Origin of the sequence: Rhizobium sp. YTU87027, assembly GCF_050644135.1 — a bacterium.
Lineage (GTDB): Bacteria > Pseudomonadota > Alphaproteobacteria > Rhizobiales > Rhizobiaceae > Rhizobium.
On sequence record NZ_CP098440.1, the window covers coordinates 589,913 to 614,888 of the forward strand.

Annotated in this window: 24 protein-coding genes, 2 tRNA genes and 1 pseudogene; 10 read left to right on the plus strand and 17 right to left on the minus strand. The window is 57.9% G+C overall.

From position 1 onward, the window contains the following. Window positions 1–177: 177 nt before the first annotated feature. Window positions 178–423 (plus strand): hypothetical protein, encoded by a 246-nt coding sequence (locus NBG89_RS02885; RefSeq protein WP_431321633.1) that lies wholly within the window; start codon window positions 178–180, stop codon window positions 421–423. Window position 424: 1 nt separating this feature from the next. Here the strand turns inward: NBG89_RS02885 and NBG89_RS02890 are convergent, their stop codons facing one another. Then, window positions 425–811, minus strand: coding sequence for a hypothetical protein (locus tag NBG89_RS02890; RefSeq protein ID WP_088694494.1), 387 nt, complete (start codon window positions 809–811; stop codon window positions 425–427). Window positions 812–1,030: 219 nt separating this feature from the next. On the opposite strand from NBG89_RS02890, the gene NBG89_RS02895 reads away from it, so the two are divergent. Beyond that, window positions 1,031–1,939 (plus strand): DUF1499 domain-containing protein, encoded by a 909-nt coding sequence (locus tag NBG89_RS02895; protein WP_431321634.1) that lies wholly within the window; start codon window positions 1,031–1,033, stop codon window positions 1,937–1,939. 10 nt (window positions 1,940–1,949) lie between these two features. On the opposite strand, the pseudogene NBG89_RS02900 reads toward NBG89_RS02895, so the two are convergent. The 3 genes and pseudogenes from NBG89_RS02900 to NBG89_RS02910 form a co-directional block, all read right to left on the minus strand. Next, a pseudogene (locus tag NBG89_RS02900) lies at window positions 1,950–2,400 on the minus strand (thiol-disulfide oxidoreductase DCC family protein). 4 nt (window positions 2,401–2,404) lie between these two features. Continuing rightward, window positions 2,405–3,322: an MBL fold metallo-hydrolase gene (locus tag NBG89_RS02905; RefSeq protein WP_431321635.1), complete on the minus strand. Its 918-nt coding sequence runs from the start codon at window positions 3,320–3,322 to the stop codon at window positions 2,405–2,407. Further along, a complete protein-coding gene (locus NBG89_RS02910; protein WP_112661495.1) occupies window positions 3,323–3,619 on the minus strand; it encodes a cupin domain-containing protein in 297 nt (98 codons plus the stop codon). A gap of 159 nt (window positions 3,620–3,778) precedes the next feature. On the opposite strand from NBG89_RS02910, the gene NBG89_RS02915 reads away from it, so the two are divergent. From NBG89_RS02915 to NBG89_RS02940, 6 genes are all read left to right on the plus strand, one after another. Continuing rightward, window positions 3,779–3,853 (plus strand) — tRNA-Gln (locus tag NBG89_RS02915). A gap of 164 nt (window positions 3,854–4,017) precedes the next feature. After that, the gene (locus tag NBG89_RS02920; RefSeq protein WP_431321636.1) at window positions 4,018–5,577 is read left to right on the plus strand and encodes a type I restriction-modification system subunit M; all 1,560 of its coding nucleotides are present in this window, start codon (window positions 4,018–4,020) and stop codon (window positions 5,575–5,577) included. Next, window positions 5,570–6,904 carry a restriction endonuclease subunit S gene (locus NBG89_RS02925; protein ID WP_431321637.1) on the plus strand — a complete coding sequence of 445 codons (1,335 nt, stop codon included), beginning with the start codon at window positions 5,570–5,572 and terminating at the stop codon, window positions 6,902–6,904. The genes NBG89_RS02920 and NBG89_RS02925 overlap by 8 nt, the downstream gene beginning before the upstream one ends. Then, the gene (locus NBG89_RS02930; RefSeq protein ID WP_431321638.1) at window positions 6,901–7,665 is read left to right on the plus strand and encodes a DUF6615 family protein; all 765 of its coding nucleotides are present in this window, start codon (window positions 6,901–6,903) and stop codon (window positions 7,663–7,665) included. The genes NBG89_RS02925 and NBG89_RS02930 overlap by 4 nt, the downstream gene beginning before the upstream one ends. A gap of 54 nt (window positions 7,666–7,719) precedes the next feature. Next, window positions 7,720–10,914, plus strand: coding sequence for a type I restriction endonuclease subunit R (locus NBG89_RS02935; protein ID WP_431321639.1), 3,195 nt, complete (start codon window positions 7,720–7,722; stop codon window positions 10,912–10,914). Between the two features lie 116 nt (window positions 10,915–11,030). Then, window positions 11,031–12,392 (plus strand): hypothetical protein, encoded by a 1,362-nt coding sequence (locus NBG89_RS02940; protein WP_431321640.1) that lies wholly within the window; start codon window positions 11,031–11,033, stop codon window positions 12,390–12,392. Window positions 12,393–12,528: 136 nt separating this feature from the next. On the opposite strand, the gene NBG89_RS02945 is transcribed toward NBG89_RS02940, so the two are convergent. From NBG89_RS02945 to NBG89_RS02960, 4 genes are all read right to left on the minus strand, one after another. Beyond that, window positions 12,529–13,155, minus strand: coding sequence for a recombinase family protein (locus tag NBG89_RS02945; protein WP_431322763.1), 627 nt, complete (start codon window positions 13,153–13,155; stop codon window positions 12,529–12,531). A gap of 1,183 nt (window positions 13,156–14,338) precedes the next feature. Further along, window positions 14,339–14,908 (minus strand): hypothetical protein, encoded by a 570-nt coding sequence (locus tag NBG89_RS02950; RefSeq protein WP_431321641.1) that lies wholly within the window; start codon window positions 14,906–14,908, stop codon window positions 14,339–14,341. Beyond that, window positions 14,905–15,276 (minus strand): hypothetical protein, encoded by a 372-nt coding sequence (locus NBG89_RS02955; RefSeq protein WP_431321642.1) that lies wholly within the window; start codon window positions 15,274–15,276, stop codon window positions 14,905–14,907. Before NBG89_RS02955 ends, NBG89_RS02950 begins: the two co-directional genes overlap by 4 nt. A gap of 927 nt (window positions 15,277–16,203) precedes the next feature. Then, on the minus strand, window positions 16,204–17,763 hold the full coding sequence (locus NBG89_RS02960) for a DUF6538 domain-containing protein (RefSeq protein ID WP_431321643.1): 1,560 nt from the start codon (window positions 17,761–17,763) through the stop codon (window positions 16,204–16,206). Between the two features lie 252 nt (window positions 17,764–18,015). Between NBG89_RS02960 and NBG89_RS02965 the strand changes: the two genes are divergently transcribed. After that, on the plus strand, window positions 18,016–18,474 hold the full coding sequence (locus NBG89_RS02965) for a hypothetical protein (RefSeq protein WP_431321644.1): 459 nt from the start codon (window positions 18,016–18,018) through the stop codon (window positions 18,472–18,474). 231 nt (window positions 18,475–18,705) lie between these two features. Here NBG89_RS02965 and NBG89_RS02970 read toward each other — a convergent pair whose 3' ends face one another. After that, window positions 18,706–19,119 (minus strand): hypothetical protein, encoded by a 414-nt coding sequence (locus tag NBG89_RS02970; RefSeq protein WP_431321645.1) that lies wholly within the window; start codon window positions 19,117–19,119, stop codon window positions 18,706–18,708. 270 nt (window positions 19,120–19,389) lie between these two features. On the opposite strand from NBG89_RS02970, the gene NBG89_RS02975 reads away from it, so the two are divergent. Beyond that, window positions 19,390–19,466: transfer RNA gene (locus tag NBG89_RS02975), tRNA-Pro, on the plus strand. Between the two features lie 107 nt (window positions 19,467–19,573). On the opposite strand, the gene NBG89_RS02980 is transcribed toward NBG89_RS02975, so the two are convergent. The 8 genes from NBG89_RS02980 to NBG89_RS03015 all read right to left on the minus strand — a co-directional run bounded on the left by NBG89_RS02980 (window position 19,574) and on the right by NBG89_RS03015 (window position 24,833). Continuing rightward, window positions 19,574–20,632, minus strand: coding sequence for a tyrosine-type recombinase/integrase (locus tag NBG89_RS02980; protein WP_431321646.1), 1,059 nt, complete (start codon window positions 20,630–20,632; stop codon window positions 19,574–19,576). A 197-nt stretch (window positions 20,633–20,829) separates the two neighbouring features. Then, window positions 20,830–21,144 carry a hypothetical protein gene (locus NBG89_RS02985; RefSeq protein ID WP_431321647.1) on the minus strand — a complete coding sequence of 105 codons (315 nt, stop codon included), beginning with the start codon at window positions 21,142–21,144 and terminating at the stop codon, window positions 20,830–20,832. Beyond that, a complete protein-coding gene (locus NBG89_RS02990; RefSeq protein ID WP_431321648.1) occupies window positions 21,138–21,506 on the minus strand; it encodes a hypothetical protein in 369 nt (122 codons plus the stop codon). The genes NBG89_RS02985 and NBG89_RS02990 overlap by 7 nt, the downstream gene beginning before the upstream one ends. Window positions 21,507–21,520: 14 nt before the next feature. Next, complete coding sequence (locus NBG89_RS02995; RefSeq protein ID WP_431321649.1) at window positions 21,521–21,970, minus strand: hypothetical protein; 450 nt, start codon at window positions 21,968–21,970, stop codon at window positions 21,521–21,523. Between the two features lies 1 nt (window position 21,971). Then, window positions 21,972–22,640, minus strand: coding sequence for a hypothetical protein (locus NBG89_RS03000; RefSeq protein ID WP_431321650.1), 669 nt, complete (start codon window positions 22,638–22,640; stop codon window positions 21,972–21,974). Window positions 22,641–22,693: 53 nt separating this feature from the next. Continuing rightward, on the minus strand, window positions 22,694–23,407 hold the full coding sequence (locus NBG89_RS03005; protein ID WP_431321651.1) for a Rha family transcriptional regulator: 714 nt from the start codon (window positions 23,405–23,407) through the stop codon (window positions 22,694–22,696). Between the two features lie 2 nt (window positions 23,408–23,409). Beyond that, window positions 23,410–23,955, minus strand: coding sequence for a hypothetical protein (locus NBG89_RS03010; RefSeq protein WP_431321652.1), 546 nt, complete (start codon window positions 23,953–23,955; stop codon window positions 23,410–23,412). A gap of 86 nt (window positions 23,956–24,041) precedes the next feature. Continuing rightward, a complete protein-coding gene (locus NBG89_RS03015) occupies window positions 24,042–24,833 on the minus strand; it encodes a hypothetical protein (protein WP_431321653.1) in 792 nt (263 codons plus the stop codon). Window positions 24,834–24,976: the final 143 nt, after the last annotated feature.

Below are 24,976 nucleotides of genomic sequence, written 5' to 3' on the forward strand. Positions count from 1 at the left end.
CAATCGAAATTCTGCACCATCAGATGACGCCAATCGCCGCTTACAGTCAACAAAAAGAATGACTTGCGCCGAAGGATTGTGGTCTCGGATGTTTACAAGATGGCTGGATGTCGGTGGCTTCCGTCCGCGGAGGATCGTCTGTAAGAAGGCGGTTCGGACGACATTGGAAAAGCAAGCATGGCACTGCGTGATCGATTCTCGAAAAAACTGACCTGCCCGCAATGCGGCAATAGCGGCTTTGCCGAAGCCTCCGAGATCGACGATCCGAAGCGCAAGCATCCCGGCTTCTGCGTCGATCATCTGCCGCGCGGCTTCTTCATCCAGCGCGCCTCCAATCACCAGGAGACCAGCATGATCAAGTGCGAATGCGGGCGCAAATTTCCGTTCCGCAGTCTCGCGGAAGCGGCGGCTGAGCGGCACTAGGTCAGAACCGTTCGAGAACCTTGACGAAGGCTTCGGCGAAGCGGACGAGATGGGCTGTCGCGGGATCGGGCGCTTCCATGCGGATTTCCGTGCCGTTGTGGTCCAGCACGGCAAGAACAACGCGCATCTGCTCGCCGGGCGAGGGGATGCGAAGCACAGCGATCCGCTTGCAGTCGTCCATCAATCCTTCGGCGGGAAGATCGAAGAGAAACTCTCCGCCGGCCTTGGCCGAAGCGACGCGGACCGTTTCGCAGAAGTCGGATTTGCCATCATATCCGTCGAGCGACAGTTCCAGTTCCAGAAGCTCTATCGGCAGAAGCGGATCTGCATGATCGGCTGTCCCCAGCGATGGCGCCTGGGTGCCCGATGCGAGCTCCGGTGCAATCATTGCCCTTCTCCTGTTGGTCGGTGTGCGACGCAAACCACACAACTGCAAATCAAGGAATATCAGAAAATGCTCACGCAGGCTATTGTCGTCTTCTTCGTGGATTGCGTGCCTCGGATCGACACAACAGTTTCAATTTAGGCGAATCTTGCACTAAACAAGTCGAGGGCGATTTTGCGCGTTCATGCGGGACGCGCCGCTTGCGAGTAACCGGTAAGTTTGATGGCAATCCGTTTCGACCGCCCTGTTTCAAATGCTGCCCGCTTCTCGCGGCGCTTCGGCGCATTTGCACTGGTTCTCTGCCTTGCGGCTCTGGTTGGTCACCGCTTCGCCGGCCTTGTCACGCCCTATCTGGTGCTGGTTCTGCTCGTCTCCGCGGGCTTCGCGCTGCTTGCAACGCTGCTTGCGATTGCAGGGCTGCGCAGTCTGTGGCTGACAGGCGCCGAAGGCGGGCTGGACGCGTTGAAAGCTCTGATTTTTGCGGCCCTTCCGCTCGCGATCGGCGGGATTGCCGCCGAGCGCTATTTCACGCTGCCAGCCATCTATGACGTGTCGACCGATCTCGTCTCCGCACCGGATTGGCTGAAGACGCCAAACGCCGATCAGATCTGGCTGAAGCGCGAACCTGATGTAACGCCCGAGGATCGCGAAAAGCAGCTCGAAGCCTATCCGGAACTCACCGGCCGCCGCTATGACGGCGCGATTGACCGCGTGCTGGAAGCCGTGAAGAAGGTCGCCAAGCAAAGCGGGATCCGCATCACTCGCGCCGACGGCGACAGCGAGCCAAGCCGCGATCTTGAAGATCGTCCTGCGAAGCCCGAGCCGGACGACGGCGCGGTTGCCGAGGCACCGGAGGCCGTGCCGATCCCGACGCCGCGGCCTTATGATGACGATGTGGCGCTGCTGATTCGCCGAGCCAACGGCGTGACACTGCAGGGCGACACCCGCACCCTCGTCCTCGGCCTGCGTTTCGACGTTGTCATCCGCTTGCGTGAAGAAGCGGAAACCACCCTCGTCGATGTTCGCGTCGCCTCGCGCTACGGCCCGCACGACTTGGGCCTCAGCGCGGATATCGCCGAGGATTATCTGAAGGCTCTCGATTCCGAGCTGCTGGGCATCGCCGGCAGCTAGCGTCGCGCCTCTATCCGAGGAAGCGGTCCCTCTGCTCACGCGTAGGCACGAAGCAGGTCGCGCGTCGACCGGCAATGCGAAGCCGGTTGCTGGCGATAAATTCGTAAACCCTGTCGGCAAGTCCCTGCGGCAGCAGCCGAAGGACCTTCGCCAGGGACCAGGGAAAACCGAGGCCTGCAGCCATGCGGATCGTCCCGCGCGACTTGAAGTGGGCCGTGCCCGTCTTCGATCAGAATGTTGGTCTCGTAGTCGCGCCCATCCAGCCCATAGTGCCGGTAGAGCGCTTCACCGAGCGGCGACTGCGCAGCGAGGAAGCGATAGCGCTCCGCCTTGTCATGCCTCAGGACGAACTGCACCCAGGCGGAACAGAACACGCATTCGCCATCGAAGACAATGAGCGGCTTGTCATCGGCAAATTCAGGTACGCCGGGATCTGCACGGTAGCTGTAGGGATCGTGCATGACGCTACCTCGGCGTCGCCGGTCTGTACGAGCCAAGCAGGGCAGGTGGCCCGTCCGTTTCGATCTCGCCTCGTTCCACCAGATCCTCGATATGGGCAAGGACCGAAAGAGCGGCGGCGCCATGCAGGCGCGGATCAGTCTCGCGATAGATCACCTTCACCATGTCGGGGATGTTCCTGTCGCCGGCGCGGATGCGGTCGAGCACGGCGCGTTCGCGCATCCGCCGGTGGGTTTTGAGCGCCCGCATGAACGAGATCGGCTTGCGGACCGGACCACCATGCCCCGGGAGCAGGATGCGGTCGTGCCGCTCGATCAGCTTGTCGAGGGAGGTCATATAGTCGGACATCGAGCCATCGGGCGGCGCGACGATGGATGTGGCCCACCCCATGACATGATCGGCGGAAAACAGGATGCCCGTTCCCTCGAGCGCGAAGGCCGCGTGATTGGCGGTATGCCCGGGCGTCAACACGCCCGTCAGCCTCCATCCGTCGCCTTCGATCGTATCGCCGTCGCCGATTGCAATATCGGGCCGGAAATCCAGATCCGAGCTCTCGGCGAAGGGATTGATTTCGCCCTGGTGCAGCGGGCGGGCGGCGCGGTGCGGTCCCTCCGCGATGATCTGCCCTCCGGTCGCCGCCTGCAGACGGCGCGACAGCGGCGAGTGGTCGCGATGGGTGTGGCTGACGAAGATGTGGGTGAGCTCGCGTCCATCGAGCGCCGCCATCAATGCCTGGAAATGCGCCTCGTCCTCGGGGCCGGGATCGATGACCGCTACGGAATGGTATCCGACGATGTAGCTGTTGGTGCCGTGGAAGGTGAAGGCGCTCGGATTGTTGACCGTGATGCGCTGCACGCCTGGCGCAACAGGCACGGCCTGGCCGTAGGAAGGTTCGAACGCCAGATTGAACTCGGGACTTGCCATTTACTTGTATTCGATCTCGATGAAGGACATCGGCTGATCGCCGGCATTGACGACATTGTGCTCGGTGCCGGCATCGCGCCGATAGGCCGCGCCCTTGGCGATATCGACCCTGCGGCTGCCGTCCTTTTCCTCCAGCAGAAACTGGCAATCGGTCATCGGCACGACGACATAACCCATGCCATGCGTATGGACGCCGGTATCGGCGCCCGGCTCGAAGTCCCAACGCGTGATCCGAACCACGGCATCGTCGAGCAACAGCGTTGCGAGGGCAGGCGGGCGGGCGCGGTACTGGCTCATCGTTACTCCATCGTGCTGACGGCTGACGCGAGACCTAACATGGTGACGCAAAAAGCGCACAGAAATATGCAATGGCCCGAAACTTAATGATTGTGACGTCAGGCGAGCTTTGCTAAGCAGGCGTCGATTTGGCAAGCGGTCTCCGCTTTCAAGCTCTGGTGGGGCGTCGCCAAGCGGTAAGGCACCGGTTTTTGGTACCGGCATTCCCAGGTTCGAATCCTGGCGCCCCAGCCATTCATGCAATATCAAGTGATTTCAATAATTTACGCGCTTTCGGTTGCTCCCGGTAGTACACGCCAGTAGTACATGTGCGGTGGACAACTGAGGCTTGCGCTTTATCCTTTACACCCGCGATGTCGGCATTCTATCGTCACCCTCACTGATTTGGGGGCACATACGTGGCGAAAGAAGTGAATGGCGACCTCAGCTTCACGGCTGAGCTTTTCAAGGCAGCGGACAAGCTTCGGGGCAATCTGGAGCCCTCGGAATATAAGCATGTCGCGCTCGGCCTTATTTTCCTGAAGTATATCTCTGACGCCTTCGAGGGGCTACATGCGAAGCTCGAAGAGGATGAATACGCGGACGCCGAAGACCCGGAAGAGTATCTCGCTGAAAACGTCTTCTGGGTGCCGAAGGAAGCGCGCTGGTCATATCTGCAGGCAAACGCCAAGCGTCCCGAGATCGGCAAGCTGATTGACGAGGCAATGGAGGCGATTGAGAAGGCGCCGTCGAACGAAGGGCTAAAGGGGGTGCTGCCGAAAAACTATGCCCGCCCCACGCTGAACAAGACGATGCTCGGCGAACTGATCGATCTGTTTTCCAATATCGGCATGCATGACAGCAGCGACAGGGCGAAGGACCTGCTGGGCCGCGTCTATGAATACTTTCTCTCGGGCTTCGCCAGTTCGGAAGGCAAGCGTGGCGGAGAGTTCTTCACGCCTCGTTCCGTGGTGCGCACGCTGGTCGAGATGCTGGAGCCCTACAAGGGTCGCGTCTATGACCCCTGCTGCGGGTCGGGCGGCATGTTCGTGCAGTCGGAGAAGTTCATCGAGGAACATGGCGGCAGGCGAAGCGATATCGCCGTCTACGGCCAAGAGATCAACCACACGACTTGGCGGCTCGCCAAGATGAACCTTGCGGTCCAGGGGATCGACGCAGACATCCGTTGGAACAACGAGGGCAGTTTTCACCGCGAGGAGTTCCAGGACCTGAAGGCCGATTTCATCCTCGCCAATCCGCCGTTCAACATCTCCGATTGGGGCGGCGAACGGCTGGCAGACGATGCCCGCTGGAAGTTTGGAACTCCGCCGAGGGGCAACGCCAACTTCGGCTGGCTGCAGCACATCATCCATCATCTCGCTCCCAGAGGCACGGCCGGCGTGGTACTGGCCAATGGCTCGATGTCCTCGCAACAGTCGGGCGAGGGTGAAATCCGCAAGGCGATGGTCGAGGCCGATCAGGTGGACTGCATGGTGGCGCTGCCGGGGCAGCTCTTCTACTCAACGCAGATACCTGCCTGTCTGTGGATATTGGCCCGCGACAAGAGTGCGAACGGCCACCGCGATCGACGCGGCGAAATCCTGTTTATCGATGCCCGAAAGCTCGGTTTCATGGTGGACCGTGTGCGCCGAGAATTCAGTGACGAGGACATCGAGAAGATCGCCGGGGCCTATCATCGCTGGCGTGCCAAACCTGAAACACGAGCTAAGAACGGCTGGCTGGGCTATGAGGACGAGCTGGGCTTCTGCAAGGTGGCGACCTTGGAAGAAGTTCGCTCGCATGGCCACGTGCTGACACCTGGGCGCTACGTCGGCGCAGCGAGTGCTGAGGATGATGGCGTATCTTTTGCGGAGAGGTTCGAAGGATTGCGGGAGACGCTGCAGGCGCAGTTCGCCGAGGCGCGGGCGCTGGAGGATCGGATCGAGTTCGCGCTCGCTGGGGTGTCAATTAATGAGTGAGTGGCGCGAGTATCCCCTTGAAGATTGCTTGGATACGCTGATCGACTACCGCGGCAAGTCTCCAAAGAAGTCAGATACCGGCATCCCCGTGATCTCCGCGAAAGTTGTAAAGGACGGCCGCATTCTCCACCCCATCGAGCAGACGATCGAACGGGATTATTACGTGGAATGGATGAGGCGGGGGTATCCTCGCCCAGGTGATGTCGTTTTGACCACCGAAGGACCGCTTGGTGAAGTTGCCCAACTTGATAGTAGAACTGCGAAATATGCTTTGGGCCAGCGCATCGTTGTCCTTCGTGGGCATAGGAATGCTGTCGATAATACATTCCTAAAGTTTCTTCTCTTGAGCCCAGTCGGGCAAGAGCGGCTAAAATCATATGCGACAGGCACCACCGTTGAGGGCATAAGCCAAAAGTCGTTGCGTAAGCTCCTGCTGCCAATTCCCCCGATTGGTCAACAGCTGAACATTGCCGAATTACTCGGGGCTCTCGACGACAAGATCGAGCTGAACCGTCAGATGAGCGAGACGCTGGAGGCGATGGCACAGGCGATCTTCCGCGACTGGTTTATCGACTTTGGCCCCACCCGCCGCAAGGTCGAGGCAGCATCCGATCCCAGCGAGATCATGGGCGGCCTCGTTACCGATGCCGAACGCGCGCAGCAACTCGCTGATCTTTTCCCTGCGAGGTTCGGAGACAATGGGCTGCCGGAGGGCTGGAGAGAGGCAGAGGTGGCCACGGTCATCACCTTGCTAAAGCGTGGTATCGCACCGTCCTATTGCGATGACGGGATACTCGTAATCAACCAAAAATGCATTCGTGGCAGAGCCGTGAACTACACGCTTGCTCGACGACACGATACGGGAAAGAGAGCGCCCAAAGAGCGGGCGCTTGAGGAAGACGACGTGCTTGTGAACTCCACGGGCGTCGGCACCCTTGGCCGAGTGGCAACTGTTCGTGGGCTGAAGGAGACTGCAACAGTTGATAGCCACGTCACGATTTGCCGAGCTGACACCACTAAAATCTCCAAGCTCATCCTTTCCCTGTTCATGGAGGATAAGCAGGCCCTCATTGAAACCCTGGGGCATGGTTCAACCGGCCAGACGGAGTTGAACCCCGCGTCGCTTGGGGGGCTCGTGGTGACGGTCGCTCCAAAGAGCCTGCAGTCATCGTTTGAGGAAGTTGTAAGACCGCTACGTGATTTGGTTACATATAATTCCGACCAGTCCGGTACGCTCGCAGCCACGCGTGACCTCCTCCTTCCCAGGCTGATGTCCGGTGAAGTCCGGCTTCGTGAGGCAGAAGACTTATTGAGGGCGGCACAGTGATCTGGAACTTGTGCGCTACTTTCCTCGATCTCGGTGACGCCGTGTCGCGAAATTTGGCCTTGGCTCATCAGGACGATTGTCACATCTCCTACGGAGAGGAGACGATCACTGAAAGCTGTCTGCTGGAAATTCATAGGCGCCACCCCGCGATAGTGAAGATCAAGACTTTCACCAAGCGTGAGGAGGCCAACAATGGCGCCGACTGGGAGTGGCATTTGGTTGGGCGTGCATACACATTCAAGATGCGGGTGCAGGCAAAGCGTTTGGCCAAGGGTGCCTCCCGCTTCTCAAAACTGTTAACCTACCGAGCTGCCGGGGCGCCACATCCTCAAATCAAAATGCTAATCAACGACGCCAACGCTCATTCCCTTTATCCTGCAATCTGCCTCTACAGTCCGAACGGTGCAAAGAAAAAATGGCGCACCCGTGCGGCGTTACCTTATCCACCCGGGATCGAGTTCGGCTGCCTCATCGGCGACGCGTCTCTGGTGCTGGACAACGACCATTCGTCTCTCGAACGGATTTGTGTGCCTTGGCACTATCTGGCTTGCTCTCGGCCCGTCGCCTCTCGTTGGATTTCGAAGAGCCCTTCCATTCCAAGCATTGCAGCCTTGAATGGAGATGAAGAAATGGAGGGGCGTGGGATATCTTTGACGCCGGCAGACTGGGCGCTGGGCAGTGGGCTGAGTGAACTTCGGGAGAGCTATGAGAGCCGACGCATCATGGGCGCCATTCAGATTGACGGTAGAGGCTTGAGCTAAACCAGGAGCTTGCTCGCTGGCCGACGCGATGGCCCTGGAGTGTTTGGAGGGGAGATGCAGGGCGATATTCAATACATCCAGCAGCAAACGGGATCATTCAACTCTGGCTTTACAGAGGGCCTTGTCGAGGAGGCCGTGATCGGCACCTTCCTCGAATTGGGTTACACCTACCAACCCGCTGCGCTGATTTCCCCTGACGGCAGCGCACCCGCCCGAGAAGCCTATGGCGACGTGCTGCTGATAGAACGGCTTCGAGCTGCGGTGATGCGGCTGAACCCGACGATCCTCGCGGATGGGCGCGATCAGGCTATCCGACAGTTGCTGGTGACCGAGACGCCGACGCTGGTGGAGGAGAACCGGCGCATCCATAAGCTGATCACCGAGGGCGTCGATGTCGAGTTCAGCATCGGCAGTGGCGAGGTGAAAGGCGACAAGGTTTGGCTGATCGACTTCGACAATCCGGAAAACAATGATTGGCTTGTGACCAACCAGTTCACCGTCGTCGAAAGCAAGTACACCCGCCGCCCGGACGTGATGGTTTTCGTCAACGGCCTGCCGCTCGGCATCATCGAGCTGAAGAACGCAGGCAGCGAGACGGCGACCGTTGATCACGCCTTACAGCAGCTTCAGACCTACAAAGCACAGGTGCCTTCGCTCTTCCGCACCAACGCCGTGTTAATCGCCTCCGACGGAATGCTGGCCCGCATCGGCTCGTTGACGGCGGACGAGGAGCGCTTCATGCCCTGGCGCTCGGTGACGGGCGCAGCGGGCGATTTCACGCCGCACGGTCCTTATGAGATGGACACGCTGTTGCGGGGCGTGTTCGATAAGGAGCGGTTCCTCGCCCTCATTCGGGACTTCATCGTCTTTGGCGACCAGGGGGCGGGACCGTTCAAGATCATCGGCGGCTATCACCAGTTCCACGGCGCCCGCAAGGCGATCAACAGTGCCATCGAAGCGTCGAAACCGGACGGAAACCGCAAGATCGGTGTGATCTGGCACACTCAGGGCTCCGGCAAGAGCTTCCTGATGGCCTTCCTCGGGGGACTGATCGTCCGTTCGCGGGAACTGGAAAACCCCACGCTGATCGTTCTGACCGACCGCAACGACCTCGACGACCAGCTCTTCGGCACCTTCAACCTTTGTCGCGACCTCATCCGCCAGACGCCCGAACAAGCCAACAGCCGGGACGATCTGCGGCGGCTGTTGAACCGGGCATCGGGTGGGGTGATTTTCACTACTGTTCAGAAGTTCACGCCCGAGCCGGGCGAGGAACGGTTCCCAATGCTGACGGACCGACGCAATGTGATCGTCATGGCGGACGAAGCGCACCGCAGCCAATACGGCTTTGACGCCAAGCTGGACAAGGAAACTGGCAAGCGGCGCTACGGCTACGCCCACTACATCCGCGAAGCGCTGCCAAATGCCTCCTTCATTGGCTTCACCGGAACGCCGATCGAAGCGGAGGACGTCAACACGCCCGCGATCTTCGGCGAGTACATCGACATCTACGACATCAGCCGGGCCGTCGAGGACAAGGCGACGGTCCCGATTTATTACGAGAGCCGGCTGGCCCGCATAGAGCTGAATGAGGACGAGAAGCCGAAGATCGATGCAGAGATCGAGGCCATGCTCGAAGACGAGACGCTGAGCACGCAGGAGAAACAGAAGGCCAAGTGGACGACCGTCGAGCGGCTGGTCGGTTCGAAGAAGCGCCTCTCGCAGATCGCGGTCGATCTCGTCGCTCACCTTGAGCATCGCATCGGGGGCATGGATGGCAAGGCGATGGCGGTCTGCATGAGCCGCCGCATCTGCGTCGATCTTTACAACGAGATCATCGCGCTTCGGCCCGAATGGCATTCGGACGATGACGACAAGGGAGCTATCAAGATCGTGATGACAGGCTCGGCCTCCGACCCTCTCGATTGGCAGCCGCACATCGGCAACAAGAAGCGGCGCGATGATCTCGCCAAGCGCACTCGTAAGCTTGATGATCCGCTAAAGCTGGTGATCGTGCGCGACATGTGGTTGACTGGTTTTGATGCCCCCTGCATGCACACCATGTACGTGGACAAGCCTATGCATGGCCACGGCCTGATGCAGGCGATCGCCCGCGTCAACCGCGTCTTCAAGGACAAGCCAGGCGGGTTGATCGTCGACTACATCGGCATCGCCCTGAACCTGAAGAAAGCATTGGCGCAATACTCCCAGTCCGATCGAGATAAGACCGGCATCGACGAGGAGAAAGCGGTTGCTGTCCTTCTTGAGAAATACGAAATCGTGCAAGCCATGTTCAGTGGTCACGACTACAGCCTCGGCATCGTGGGCGCTCCGCAGCAACGTTTGAAGGCGTTGGCTGACGGCATCGACTGGATACTGAAGTGGCAGGAGAAAGAGGCCGCGAGGGTCGACGGCATAGAGGCGAAGAAGAAGGCGCACCGCCGCTATCAGGACGCTGTGCTGGAACTGAGCAAAGCCTATGCATTGGCCTCGGCAAGCGATGCGGCAGCGGAAATTCGCGACGAGGTCGGTTTCTTCCAGGCGGTGCGTGCAGCGCTCGTGAAGACGACCGCTACCGGCAAGATGTCCGACAAAGCCAAATCGCTCGCTGTGGAGCAACTCCTCAATCAGGCTGTCGCCAATGCCGAGATCGTCGATATCCTCAGGGCCGCTGGGCTGCAGTCACCGGACATCTCGGTACTGTCGGATGAGTTTCTCGCTGATGTTCAGCGCATCGAGAAGAAGAACCTCGCGCTGGAGGCGTTGAGGAAGCTGCTGAACGGCGAGATCAAAAGCCGCTCGCAATCCAACGTCGTTCAGGCCAAGGCATTCTCCAAGCGGCTGGAGGAGGCTGTGGCGCGCTACCACGCGAACGCGATCTCCACCGTCGAGATGATCCAGGAATTGATCGCGCTGGCCAAGGAGATGCAGGCGGCTGCGGCGAGGGGTGAAGAACTGGGCCTCTCTCAAGAAGAAATCGCCTTCTATGATGCACTTGCCGCCAATGATAGTGCTGTTCAGGCCATGGGCAGCGAACAATTGCGGGTGATTGCGCACGAGTTGGTCGAGCAGATGCGCAAGTCGGTCACTGTCGATTGGCAGCACAAGGCGAGCGCCCGCGCCCGAATGCGAGTACTTGTGAAAAAAATCCTGAAGAGATTTGGCTACCCGCCGGATTTGGAACAGGAGGCGGTTCAAACAGTATTAGCGCAGGCCGAGGTGCTTCTAAGAGAGATCGCTGTCCATTAAGCGCGCGGCCTACGCAGCCAAACCAGCGGTTTCCGCCTGGCGAGCCGATGCCCGAGCGTGTGAAATCCTGAAGTTGGTTGTGCAACAAATGACCGAGGCCGGAGGGGCGTCCAACCGTGACACTGTTCAATTCACCTGAGTTCACGCTTTTAGCTCGTGATACAGCTGATACCTTTCAATCAGTGCATAGGACTTGGGTGGCAGTCCGCCATGGCATCAGTTGGGAGGTGCGGTTTTGTCGCGTCCTGTTTGGGGCGTTTCCTCCAATCAACCTGGCCCCTGAGAAGACTGTGAGGACGAGTTCCATTCGGGCCTATAGTGGCATTCAATCACTCGATGACCCACGCGCCGCTGTCGAAGAAACTCTCGCCGACCCGTTTGTCGCTGTCGAGGCAGCGGTGGGACATGTATTTCGAGGCGGCACAGAGACGAATGCGACATTTCATCGCCTCTACCCACCTGAATATCCAGACGCTCGACGATTTCCTACCTTGCGGCTGGAAGCCCCGAGTCTAAGTGGCTTCGGAACGACCGAACAGATGCAGCTTGATCTGGAACTGCTGTCTCACATCGAGCCGTATGAAAATATGCTCGACCTCTTCGAGGACTTCAGTATCCCAGTTCAATTTGCCTCTGAGGGTGGAAAGTGCATCACCGAGGTAGTGCTTGCGCCTGTCAGCGAGATCGAGCCACTGTCAAAAATCGAAAGTGGGCTGTTGAAGGTGGGCATCGTCGCCGCCCCAAGGGCTCAAATTAGCAAGATCACACTGGGCGTGAAAGCTTTTACCCGAGATGGCGTCCGCCGCTTTACCGTTGCTGGCGACCAGTTCACGTGGAAGCAGGAACCCCACCGATTAGTGGGAGCCCTTGATCTGCCGCTGGCGAATACGCCACTGGCCTTGACTTCCTTAAGATACGGGTCGGAGCATATTCAAAAGTGGTGGGTGAGGGATCAGACCCAAACGTTCAATCGCCTCCTCGACGTGCACATCGCGATCGATCCCGCCCGTAGCCTCGTCGTCGATGATTTGTCGGGACAGCGCACGGACTTTGAGGAACGGGTTGGCTTACTATTTTCCCTTTTGGGGCTGCGCGTGCTGAAATACGGACAGATACCCAAACTCACCGATGCTCCAGATATCCTCGCGCTCTCAGACCGAGATCACCTCTATGTTGTCGAATGCACTACAGGAGACATTAACGCCAAAGGAAAACTCCAGAAGCTGGCCGATAGGACTAAGGCCATAGCTCACAGCCTTTCGGCCTCGGTGTCTCGCCCCTCTTCGATTTTGCCTGTGGTTGCGACCAGCCTGTCCCGACAAGAGACGGCTGCTCATCGTCTGCAAGCTGAAGTCCTGGGTGTGGCGTTGCTGTGCAAGGAAGACCTTATGAACCTTGTGGGCCAGGTAGAGGCGCCCCCCTCAGCTGATCGACTGTTCGACTTCACCAGGAGCCTCGTACCCAATTCGCAGCCGTAAATGAAATGGCGTGGCATCCTGAGCGGATACTGTTCCTCTGTCTGAGCTGGACCAGATACGAAATAGTCCCATTGAGGGAGAGGATGGATGAAGCCAAAAACACATAATCAGGGTAGAAGAGACGCGCGCCCGAGAATTAGGTAGGTGCCTGACCTGCTATACGTTTCGCGAGCCGAGCCAATGTAGACCGTGAGCAGCCGGTGGCAGCGACGATGGTGTTCCAGCTCATGCCGCTCTCCAGCATCTTGACGATGCCAGCGTTACGCTCCCCGTCCTCGGGGCGTCCCTTATAAGCTCCTCGCGCCTTGGCGGTTACAATGCCTTGAGCCTGCCGCCGTCTGCGGTCCTCGTAGTCTTTGCGGGCAATCGCTGCCAGCATGTCCAGCATCATTCCGTTAATGGCATCGAGCATGCGGCTTTGGATATCATCCTTGCCAGCCGTGGCCATCATCCAAGAGGTTGGTAGGTCGAGTGCAACCACCTTCACCCTACGGCTCTGTATCTCGGCCTTAAGGCGCTCCCAATCCTCAGCGTTCAAACGGCTAAGCCGGTCCACCTGCTCCACGAGAAGGATATCGCCCGGGTGGCAGTCATTCAGAAGGCGGAACAGCTCGGGACGCTTTAGGGATGCCCCGCTTTCGTTCTCCACGTAGCTGGCAGCGATCTTCAGCCCGCGCTCCTTAGCGAACCTGAAAAGGTCGTCCTTAGCCCGGTTGGCGTCTTGGTCTTTGGTGCTGGCACGAAGGTAAGCGCGGACATGCATTGAAACCATCTCAGTTCGTTTTGGATGGTTCGCTTATCGTCGGTTCGCTTTGGGTTGTCAAGACTAATTTATCGAACCAATGGGCGACGGTTCGAAAGAGGTGTACTCAAATGGAACCATGCATGTTGGCGTAGCCTGTGATACCGGGGGCGGGACACTATTGGGGAACTGTCGAATGGAAATGGTTGGCACTCTGGACCATTGCCGCCAAAAACTTTGGGATGATGTGCAGCGACTAGCCGAGGCAACGAGGAGGTTCTCGGCGACCGCGTTGCATTCAATAGACCAGGCGGTGCCAATCCTTGCTGATTACAGGAAGGAAATCTACGAGGACCTGAACCAAATTCAGCACGAGTACGCTCTCGTCAGGGCTATGGAATGGTTCAGCGCCCATCGACCAGACCTCGGAGGCCTTGTCTGGTACTGGAACCCAAGGGCTGGTGGAACGAAAGACGAGCCGGACCTACGTGGGGCGGACTTGCGTGGAGTGCGGATATCAGCCGAAGTGACCACATCGCCACATGCTCAAGGCGGGCTTCACAGTCGCATGACGAGAACCCTTGCGAAGCTTTCACTCATGGAGGGAGAGCGCTTCTATTTTGTTGTCGGGACAAGGATGGAACGACAGGCGCAAAACAGCGTCGAGAGGAAGGGTCACAGCATCGTTGTCGTCAACCTTGCAGGACCTGCGCGCCCCCTAATCCCCGGCACCTGACTGCTGCGGCGCTGTCGTCTCCAACTTCAAGCCCAAGACTTGCTGATGGGGGGCAGAGGGGGGAACCTCGCGGGGCCTTTTATCTGATCTGGGGCCAGAGATGCGCGATGTAAACATTTCGGGATGGTCGATGATGAGCAGCCACCTCACAGGCAGCCTCTGGATAACTGACAGTCCCGCATGGAGCGCATTGGAAGGTTGCCCGCAAGGGGGTTGGTGGGACCGCTATTTGCGGTTACGCGGCGATGGCCGTTTAAAGGCGTTGTCGACGAAGGCTGAGACACAAGCCAAACGCCCATCGTCCCATTTAGGCTGACATGCCATAAGCGGCAATGGCTATCGGGAGGTGATCATGCCAGGGCCGGGGAGACCGGTGTGGCGATCAGGCTTCGATAGTCATTTTCCGTGGTGTTGTATTCTTCCGTATAGGCCCAGGCGACACAAGTACTACACCTGTCTTCAACTGGATCATCGAAACGATGCCTTCAGAGCCTTGGCCTCCTGCAACTGCTTAGACCGGATGGACAGGAATCGGCTCACCAACTGCTGAGAGACATCAAGAACGCTGCTCATCTGCTCCTGCGTGAGGTCAGGGAAGATATCAGCCAACCAGTATACCTTCATCTGGACCGTCATTTCCTTGCGACCATAAGCGGCTTCGAAGTCATCGAGAGCAGCCTTGGCCTCGGCCACTGGTCCGCTGAAGGTCTCGCGTTCGATGGCGGTGACGGCACCTTGCCAGCGTTCCTTGATCCATTGGACCGCATCAGGTCCAATCACATCGAAGGGGAACTTGTCGGTCTTGCGGTGAAGGCGTTTGCCCCAGCCGCTTTGCACGACCCAGTTAGCAACCCGGTGGCGACTGTCACGACCAACTCCCTCGATTTGCAGGAAGTCCAGATGACGGAGAACTGCCGTCGCCTGTCTTCGACCAAGACCGAGGAGCGCTGCGAGTTCGGTGATGGTGATCCAATCACCTTTGTCGACCGAGACCAGTTCACCGGTCTTCCGGTCCAATATCTCCTCCACGTAAATCATATGGCTGCTTCTGTCGCGAAGGCTGAAGAAGGGAACGGCTGATAAGGCACGATATGGGGACCGTGCGCCGCACTCTCGGCGACCGTCAGTTTCGCCGCCTTGCTGATGTCGGGGATGATCAGCCGGGGAAATCGGCGTTCATCGTCCCAGACCTCAAGACGGCCCAAAAGACCGAGAGCGACCAGACGGCGGCAAGCATCGGCAGTAGGGTTGCGAGTTTTGGCGATGATGGTCTTGCCGTCGAAGGAGACGGAATAGTTCTGCCCGCGCTTGTCGAGGTTGACGGGCTTGATGACGATTTTCGTGGTCGAGGTAGCTGAAGGCATAGCTTCGCCATCCTCCCAACCGGGGGAAGTTTTGTTGTGCATGGATTTCTCTAATGGCTGTGGTGGTGACGATGTTGGTGGGGTGGCGAATTAGACCGGCCCTCTCGTCAGCAGGACCACGAGGCTAAGCCAAGCAGTTGCAACAAGAGGACCGAGGGTCACCACACCCATGAGAACGGGCCAGCCATGACGATGATGGCCGACCACTGCACTCTCAGATGTCGAGCGTCCGTCGAAAGGGACTGTGCGAGATGGGGTGGTTCTCTCGGAGGCGTTCCCGGAAAGGGGACCTCAAGGGAGACGTGAAGGAGACTATAAGTGCATTAGGGTTCTTTCATGAATATCATACCCATGAAGAACGGATAGAGATCATCCTGATTTCATCGGTCATCCTCTATTTCAGTTCATTCTCAATATTGGTCTTCTCCTCTCTCCTTAAGGGCGGGGTAATTCAGGGTTGGTCTTCTCCTGTAGGATACAACCTTCCTCTTTCTCCTCTTCCCTTAAGGGGGCGGTAATTCCTGATTGTGGTTTCTGGTCTTCACATCCGAGGGTACTCCGAAGGCGCGGTCTGAGGTGTCAATACCTCCGGGATGACGCTTACAGACGGCAAGCCAGCCTTGGTTTAGGCGAAGAAGTCGGAGACGCTTTCTTCTTACTGCACGATTTCATGCAGTAAGCTACCAATGGAGAAATCCGACTTTCCCCTTGCTGCTGAATTTCCAGCCGCAAGGCCTCGACCCATTGGGCTGAAAATTCAGCACAAAGGTGGGAACGATAGTGCGGAAATCTCTGGCTATGAGAACCCGCCAATCTTTGCGGTGATGATGCTGTCTGATGTCTTATATCGTCCAGGCACGCGGAGGCCAAAAATGGCCGACACCGCGCAACGGGAAATGGCCTTGTGTGTCGATGGGGCCGTGAAGGTCTCTCGAGGAGGCTGAAGAAGCGACCTTTGCGGATGTTCTTTCATGCAGCCGCCGCGAAGGCCTGTTCAATCTCAGGGTATCTAATCGCCTCGACAACCTGCTGCAGAGCGTGAATGTCGAGACCATCGGGATTGTAGGTGCCAAATGTGATCCCCTCCCGATCATGGCCGACAACCTGCGCTACTTCCGTTTGGGGAAGTCTTGCTCGTTCAAGCACCTTGATGGCGCTACGACGAAATGAATGGAAGTCAACGCGATCTTTGCCAGTTCGCTCGTCAGGTCGGGTAATCCTAAGTGCCCGCCGGTGCTCGGTGAAGCGTTTGGAGATATACCATGATCGCTTTCCATCAGGGCCTCCTGGCTTCAATGCGGGGAACAGCCATTCGCTTTTGTGGTGGTGTATGAAGTCAAGCAAGCCAGCAGCAATGAGGCGAGAATGGATAGGTACCCTGCGGTCACCCGCCTCTGACTTGGCATTGGTGACGTCGAAGTACCAGACGCCGTCCTCTTGTTTGATGTCGGCAACTTTCCGATCGCACATTTCGTTCAAACGCATGCCGCTATGAGCGGAGATCAGGCAAAGCCACGCGAGCGTGTTGGGGTGGTTCTGTTTTTCGGGGCGAACCTCGGGCCGGGTGGGCAGAAGCTTCTTCAGTTCTTCGATGGTGAAGGGGAGTTTCTGCGTCTTCCGCTTCTCACCGATCTTGCGGTATTGATCCTCCCACGGGTTTTCGCTTGTGAACAGACCCCGCCGCTTAGCCCACTGCCAAACCATGGAGAGGGCAGTAGCGTATCGGTTGATTGTCCTGTTGCTCAGGCCGGTTTTGTGGTTGCCAAAATCCTTAACAATCTCGCTGAATGTCCGCCGCTTGGTCTGCGGGCTTCGACCCCAGTGGGGGTCAAGGGTGGCAATCTTGTCGAGAAACTCCGCCGCCTGTTTACGGTCAACCTCATCCAGGCTTGGCTTGCCCGCCCACTGGTCGAACAGACGATACACGGCTTCATACTGACCGCGTGTTTGCTCCGTGAGCTTCGCAGAGGGGTCGCGTTGGATTTCCTGGATGTAACGGCGGGCCGCGTCGGCGAAGGCTTGCCCGGTCTTTCGCTTCTTCAAAGTCACCGGCTGGAGGGTACCCATGTCGATGCCGTTGCGTCCGAAGGCGCGCGGCAGGGCGAAGGTTCTCCCGTCCATGACGGCTCTGCGTCCCGCTGCCGCTGCAATGCGTGCCGAAACGAGGGCATGGTCCAGATCGTTGAGCTTCCCGCTCTCCAACTTATCAGCTTCAAGCTCGGCGAAAATGTCGACGTTCTCCTCGCTCTCATTGTACTCGGCAAGCATCTTCAGTGTGTCGTGGTATTCTGCCTGTGCCTTCTCCTCGATCTCGGCGGGTGTCCACGTATGCTTGCCACGGAGGACTTCAAAGTGGGCGGCCCACTCCGCAACCAGTGGCCAGCGATCTTTCTGCGCCTGGGACAGATCGCGGGTACGCAGCGATTTCACAATGTCTGACTTGCCTATCTTGTCGACCAAATCGGCAGGAATCTTCATCGCGAAGTACCAGCCTTGCCGCCGCTGCTTCAGGTATCGAGTATCAGCCATTTTCTCCCCGGTAGTACACGATGGTAGTACACGTTGGTAGCTCACGGCATCGAAAGAAGTCAATAATCACAATGATTTCTATGAGGTTATCCATAGGCCAGTGGGGCTCCTGGCGCCCCAGCCATCCGATAGCGGTATGTTTTTCTAGCATAAATCCCGAACGCTATTTATGGTGGCATTGCGTTTTGGGGAGGTGCTACCGTGCGACGGATTGGTGTCTGGGAAACAGCTAGAAATTGCTGGATTTTGATCTTGCTCGCCATACCCGTCCTCGCCTTTATCGCAGCGAAGACGTTACCGACCGACCTTGTGCCTCCACCACCTGGAGAAGGCACCACAAGTGACCCAAATGTCGTGGCAGTTTCCTTCCTCGGAATCAACCTGACCTATGTTTCGTTTGAGTGGATTGCGATCTTCTGGTCCGTTTGGGTGTTTGGGGCTTTGGGCGCAACCACGAGCTTCTTCTCGCGCGCCGAGAATATGGCGAAGGGAGGCAAGACCGTTGCAGGCACGCAGGTCTTCGGTGCGATATTTTCAACAGTTCTGATGCTGCTTTTCATCGGCGGGCTCGTGCAGGGCAGCTTGTTTCCGATGTTTGGAGACCGTGGTCTGCGATGGATTGCGCTCAGATTCAGCGTTGAGGATTGGGTAAAGCTCCTCGTGTGGTCGTTCATTGCCGGCTTCTCTGAAATGTTAGTACCGGAGATATGAACAATCATTCCGCCAGAATGCGTACCTCAGAAGCCGGTTTTGCCGAGGCGGCTTCTGAACGAAAGGAAGGGGAGGGCAAGCGTACGGTCTCCAATTGAAGACGGTATTTGCGCAACCCATTTGGCGCACGATTCGGGACATATCCCGCCACCCGACCACTCACACAGCAAATCAGGTATAGCAAAGGCGACCCGATGGGCCGCCTTCCAAATTCGCTTGCTCTGACGCCCCTTACTGCGCGGGCTGTGCCGGCGCCAGGAACTCTGCGCAATAGGACGGGCCGTTTACGCCCGGGATATCGCCGACAACGTGGATGCTGCGGATCGTGTAGTCGGAGCTGGTGACGATTTCGGCCTGGCAGCGGAAGTACTGCGTGCGGGCCGCCGAGATCTGTTTGCCGCGCTTGCCGTCCGCACCGTCTGCGTATGTCGCCGGGACACGAACTGTCTTGTAGCCGCCCTTCCAGGTGTAGGTGACGCCGGAACCGTTTTCGACGTCGTTGATCGGCGGGCCGAAGGCGGCGAAGAACTTGCCGGCCGACTGGCCAACCCAGCGGCTGGAGATCGGATCGGCGGAAGTCGGAATCGTCGTGCAGCCGGCAAGCGCAATGGCAAGCCCAGCCGCGGCAAAGGTGCGGAGTTTCATTCTATCGTCCCTGAAAAGTTGTCGCGCATTCGACGGCGGGAATCGCTGGCCTGCAGCGGTTTCCGCTTGTCCCGTCGAGCGCTTTAGCGCGGAACCCGGCAAAAGAAAATCGGCCCGCCTTCGCAATCGCAAAATTTGCCGCAAGTGTGTCTTTTTGTTCCACTTAGGCCTGCTAAGGGTTGCGCCACCGTGCTCAAAAAAATGCGCCGGCTTTTGAATTTTGGTGCTTGCGCAACCGGATGAGCCGTTCTATAGAGGCGCCGCTGGTCACGGAGTGTAGCGCAGTCTGGTAGCGCACCACGTTCGGGACGTGGGGGTCGAGTGTTCGAATCACTCCACTCCGACCAGCGAAAACCCTTATTTCTCAGGGCTTTCATTCCCGAACCGATCTCCTCCGCGAAGACCGATTTCAAATCAACGGACCGATTGCGGACCGTTTGAAGCCGCGGACCGGTTAGAAAGCGTTCGCTGCTTGCTCTTGGAAGTCCGGACTCGCATGTGCATAGGTCCGTTCGAATTCTTCCGCCGTCATCCCGAGAGAGGCTGCTGCTTGCTCAGTTTCAACGCCGGCCTGCGCCAGCCAAGTCGCGCGGGTATGTCTTAGCACATGCGGTGTGACGTCGTCGGCAAAACCTGCCTTGTCGCGGATAGTCCTGAACGCCTTGTGCGGCTTGATGATCTTTTCCCCTGCATAGGTGATGACGTAGCGTATGGTGATGTCCCGGCCTTCGGAATCCGTCGCAGTATCCTTCTTGTGCCAGTATCGCAGAAAGCGAAGCAGGCGAGGGGGGATCTTGACCGGCGTCCGGCGCTTGTTGTGCGCAACACGTTCGCCCTCGGCGCGGCGATAGATTACGCCTCGATCGAGATCCACATGTCCGCCGTTCGTATTGGGAACCCATTGAAGGTTGAGGACAGCCGACAGCCGCGTTCCCGTGTAGAGGCCGATTAGGATCAACCGGACCAGGTGCCCGCACTGCTTTTCCTTCCTTGCAGCGCGCAATAGCCGCGCAATCTCCTGCCGGGTGAGCCACTTTTGCCGTGGTGTTCCCTTTTCCGGCAAGGTGATCTTGGGGACCATGTCGAGCGTGTGCTCTGCGTGGTAATAGTTGATCGCAGCACGCAAGACTTCCAGATCCCGGCGAGCCCCGCCAAGATTTCCCCGATCGGTCGCATACTCGCGGCATGTCTGCCCCTTGATCTCTGTCAGGGTCATATCGCCGAAAAAGTCGTTGACCCGATCGAGCATGGCCAGCGTTTCATTCGGACGCGCCGTCTGCTTAGCCTTCTCCTCCGAATAAACGATGACGATATCGGCTACCGTGACCTCAGCGGAACGACTGCTGCGCTGTGGCCGGTATTGCTCGTCGATGTACTCTGCAAGCCGCTTCTGAGCTGCTTCAACTTCGTCTTCGCGGCAGTCCGTGGGGAGGCGCTTACCTCCATCCTTGATGAACCATGTGCCTGTGTCTGGTCGGAGCCAGAGACGGGCTGGTCGTTTCTTTTGAGACATTTCTCTTTCATCCTCTCGATTGATCGGCGGGTGACGAAATCCTTGTTGGCGATCTGGATAATCTCCAGGTTGCCCTTGCGCGCTTCAGTGCGAAGCGCGGACTTCGTCAGCCGACCACCGAAAAACAACTTGCAGGCCTCGGCAAGCGTAACGGGCTCGTCCTCACCTATGTGATTAGGGTCAATCGCGGACATGGGCTAGTTTCCCCCACAATCCACAGGAGCCTCGCCGAGCAGAGACTGCAGGAAGAGGCTCAAGACATGGACCTCTTTGCCATCAAAGGTGCGGAAGCAGTTTTTGACTGAATCGAAGGCGTTCGCATCACCCAGGATGAAAGCGGCCTTGATCTGGACCTCTTCAATCGTTTTGCATGGGTAGTAGAGGAGGGCGGCCTCTGCACGCTCGTAGGCGTCCCATTCCGGAGATGGGTTGTTCTCGGCCGCGGCGTCCTCGAAGAGGTTCAACCAAGCCTTCTGCGCGATCTTATAGCGTTCGATGAGTTCGTTCAGCATGGCAGGCCCTCCGCACGAAGGAACCGCTCGTCACGAACCTTGATGTCTGCCACGACGATGCCAAGGGCGATCTCGAAGAACTCGTCGTGGCTGAACGTGAAGCTGCCTTTGTAGAACGGATTATCCAATTTGATCCGGATCTGGCCGCCGAGGACGTTCTCGGCCCGGTAGAGCGTCGGGCCGCCGCAGACGTCGACCAAGTAGAGGCCGTCGCCCTGGAAGCCTTGAACGGGCGCTAGCAGCACGTAATCGCGGCGGGAGCGAAGATCTGGCTCCATACCGTCGCTGTCGACCATATGGACGCGCAGGCAGCTCGACAGGACGTTCTCGGCGGGAATAGCGGGAGCGAAGAAGTCTTTCATCGTGCGCCCTCCCGTTATCGGATTTTGCGGATGAGAACGCGCTGAAGGTCGCGTTCGTACATGTAGCGGATGCCGAGGCTCTTGGCGTGGACGGGTTCTAGCCGAAAGCAGCGGCCGTCCTTTAAATCGTCGTGGACACTGGAACGGACGATGCGGAAGAACGGCCGGCTGTCTCCGAGCTTGATCTCATAGTCTCCATCGCCCTGCCATTCGCGCGGTTTTCTCGGCTCCATGAAAGCAATGATGTGGTTGCCGCTGCGGGAGATATGGACGCCTTCGCCATGAACAGCGATCATGGCCGCTTCCATTGCGGCAACAGCAGCGGCGAGTTGCTCTTCCGGAGTGAGTTCTGCCGTCGGCTCTGAGTCGCGCAGAAATGGCGCAGCGCCGGCTACAGTAGTGGTTGGGGCGGCGATACCGGCGAGAAGACCGAGGGTGCGGCGGCGGGAAAGTTCGAAGGTCATATCAGAAGGCCTCCGCGGTCAGGGATGATGCAGCCAGTTGCTTGAGGGTGACGGTCTGGAATTCCTCGCACCAGGCCTCGTATTGAACGATGGTCGCTATCCGCGATCGTCCGTCGCCGTCATTGGTGTGAGGGCGAGCCCGCAGAGCATCGACGATATCGACACGCTCGCTCGCAAGATACTCCTGCAGATCGGTCAGGTACGAAGCCACCGGGGTGTGCTCTTTGTCGATATAGCGTACATACTGGTCGGCCATGTTGGTCGTTTCCTCGATCGTGTCGAGGATGCGGTAGATTCGGCAAAGGTCTTTGGTCGAGAACTCTGCGGTGCGGAGCTTCGGCGGTTGGATGTTCGCCGCGCTCGCCTGAAGGAAGCCCATTGCGGCCTTTATCATTGCGGGAATGCGCGGGGTTTCTCCGGCCTCGTAGTCTTCGAGCGCCATTTTCAGCGCCTGGAAAGCTTCCTGCGGATTTTCGGCCGGGCGGTTCCAAGACGCGATGACGCGCTCAGCCGGTTGATATGTGCGGGGCAGGTTGTCGCTTTCGCCTCGCTCTCCAGCTTCAAGTGTGCTCGCGAGGAAGGTGCTCCATTCCGCCTTGTAGCGCAGGATAGACGTAGCGAGGGAATATGTCGGCATAGCTTCGCCGGCGTCCGGAATCGGTCGTGTCATTGTCTTGCTCCTAGATGTAGGTGATTGGGGTTCCCCTCAGTTTTGAGGGGAGGTTATTCGCGCCGGATCAGTTTGAACCGGCCGCTTATGCTGGGATGTGTGGCCGTCGTCGCTGTCGCCCGCGAGCATTCGCTGACGAACCGCTTGAACAACTTTGTGATGTCGATGATCTGGTAGACGGCGAAGCTGCTACCTTGCGCGCTCTCGTGGCTGTTTTTCACCATGGCGAAAACCGGAGGGCGGTAGGAGATCGAGGTCAATACCTCGTCGATGAGCCACGCTGGCAAGCCGTAAAGCTTGTTGACGCGAGCTTTGATCTCAGACTTGGTTTCGGTGCTCTGAGGTTTGGACGTCAACGATGTCATTGAGGCAATCATCTCGACGCGCTGCTCTACGGCCGACTGACGGCGTTCGAAGTCAACGAGTGCTTGCGCGTTCTGCAGCACTATCTCTGCCGTCGTCATCGGGCGAGGTGAGGCCAAAACAGCTTCCAACTCACGAAGACGACGGATGACTTTGAGGCGCAGCGGGGCACTGTAGCCGAGGAGGAGGGTTTCCGTAAGCTCGCGATCGAGCCGGTATTCGGTTTGCTCCCGGTTCATGCTGTCGAGATAGATATCCCCAAACCTGGGGGCATCTTCCCCGAGATCAGAGAGCATCTTTTCGATGTCGCGCTTCACGTGGTCGTGACGCTTACCGGTCAATTCCGCAATTTCGCGGCTCGACATTGTGATGACTGATGTGGTGGATTGAAGAATGGCGTTCATGGTCAGGCCGCCTTCTCTTCGATAAGAAGGTTCTCCACACGCTCTATCGACAGCGAAGGCATCAGAGCCTCGGCCGATGGCATCCCCTCAAGGAATTTGCGAGCGTCGTCGGTGGACAAGCCGCCGACCATGATCTTTTCCTGAGTTTCGACGGATCGGCGCTCAATGGCGGTCATTGCCGCCTTCTGCAAGGCGTCGACCTGTTTCATCGCAACGCGGCGCATCTCAGTACGCTCTTCCTTGACGGCGTTACGTCCGGCATCCTGCCAGCCCATTGCCAACTTGGGAGCGAATTGAGCCGGGATGCCCATCCGCGCGCACTCGGCGGCTATCTTCTCATTGGCCTCGTCCACCACGCGTCTGGCGGTGCCGCGAGCGTCCTTCCAGATCTCGTTCTCGTCGTAGTGATAGCGGCGATCGAGCTGCTTCTCGAAGTCGGCAACGAGTTGGGCAGCGCGTTCTTTGGCCTCGCTCTTCGCAAGGCGCTCGCGCTGTCGGGCAATCTTGATCAGCGTCTCCCGATCTGCCCGTGTCATGATGTCGTTCATGTTCGCTCCATCGGTTAGGATGGATCATATAATACGTAACGGATTAACCAAGTCAATACACTGCGTATTAACAACTTACGGAGCGCTCACATGCGGGACAATCTGGCGACTACCTTGCCAACGATCGAAATTGAGGAAATCTCCACCACCTGCCTTTGTTCTGGGCTAGCGTCGGCAGAAATAGTGACCGATGGCGGTTGGGCAACAAGATTTGATTTGAGCCTACGCACTTGCGGGTAGCCGATCTTATCGGCGACGAGATAAAGGCCATCAGCAATTACGTCATCGATTGCGGTGTCTACAAAGACCAGGTCGCCGTGCATCAGTGTTGGCACGTTTGCATCACCGGTTACAGGGAAGATGATTGTTCCGGAGGATGCGCCTATTTCGTACTGTAGGTGCTTCGCTGGTATACCCCAGGTCGCTACGATTTGATGCGTAACCTTTTCCTCAAGTCCGACATATCGCCGCCAGCCCCGCGATAATACGTTGTCTTCCTTTTTGAAAAAAGGAGATATTTCCGGCAGTAAAGTCATAGACTTAAGCGTTTCTAAGGCTTGCTGTTCGGCCCTTCGCTGACTATTCTCTCGAAGTTTCTCCCGAATTTCTGGATCAACGCTCGCGCGAGCTTCGCGATCCTCCATCTCCTCTTTCTTCATAGCCTCGATTTCCTCGGCTCGCTGCTCTGCAAGCTCCGGCGTTTCCATCTCGCCGTCTCCCAGGAGAAGCCAAGATACAGTGACGTGATACCGACGGGCGTACAAAGCAGCGGCAACCTCGTCAAAATCGCGAGTGCCATTTTCGTGGTGGATGTAGGTTGATGGCGAAACACCCAATGACCGGGCTGCTTCGGATGCCGACTTAAAATTGGCGGCCAAGCGCGCTTTCCGCAATCGATCTGCTCTTGAATTAGACACAGTTAATCCGTTCCGTATTGATTTTGCCGGGATGATACCTTATGAATTGATACATAGCGGATCAATTTTGAAGAAAGGGTTCAGGAAGTGGGTAAACGAATTCT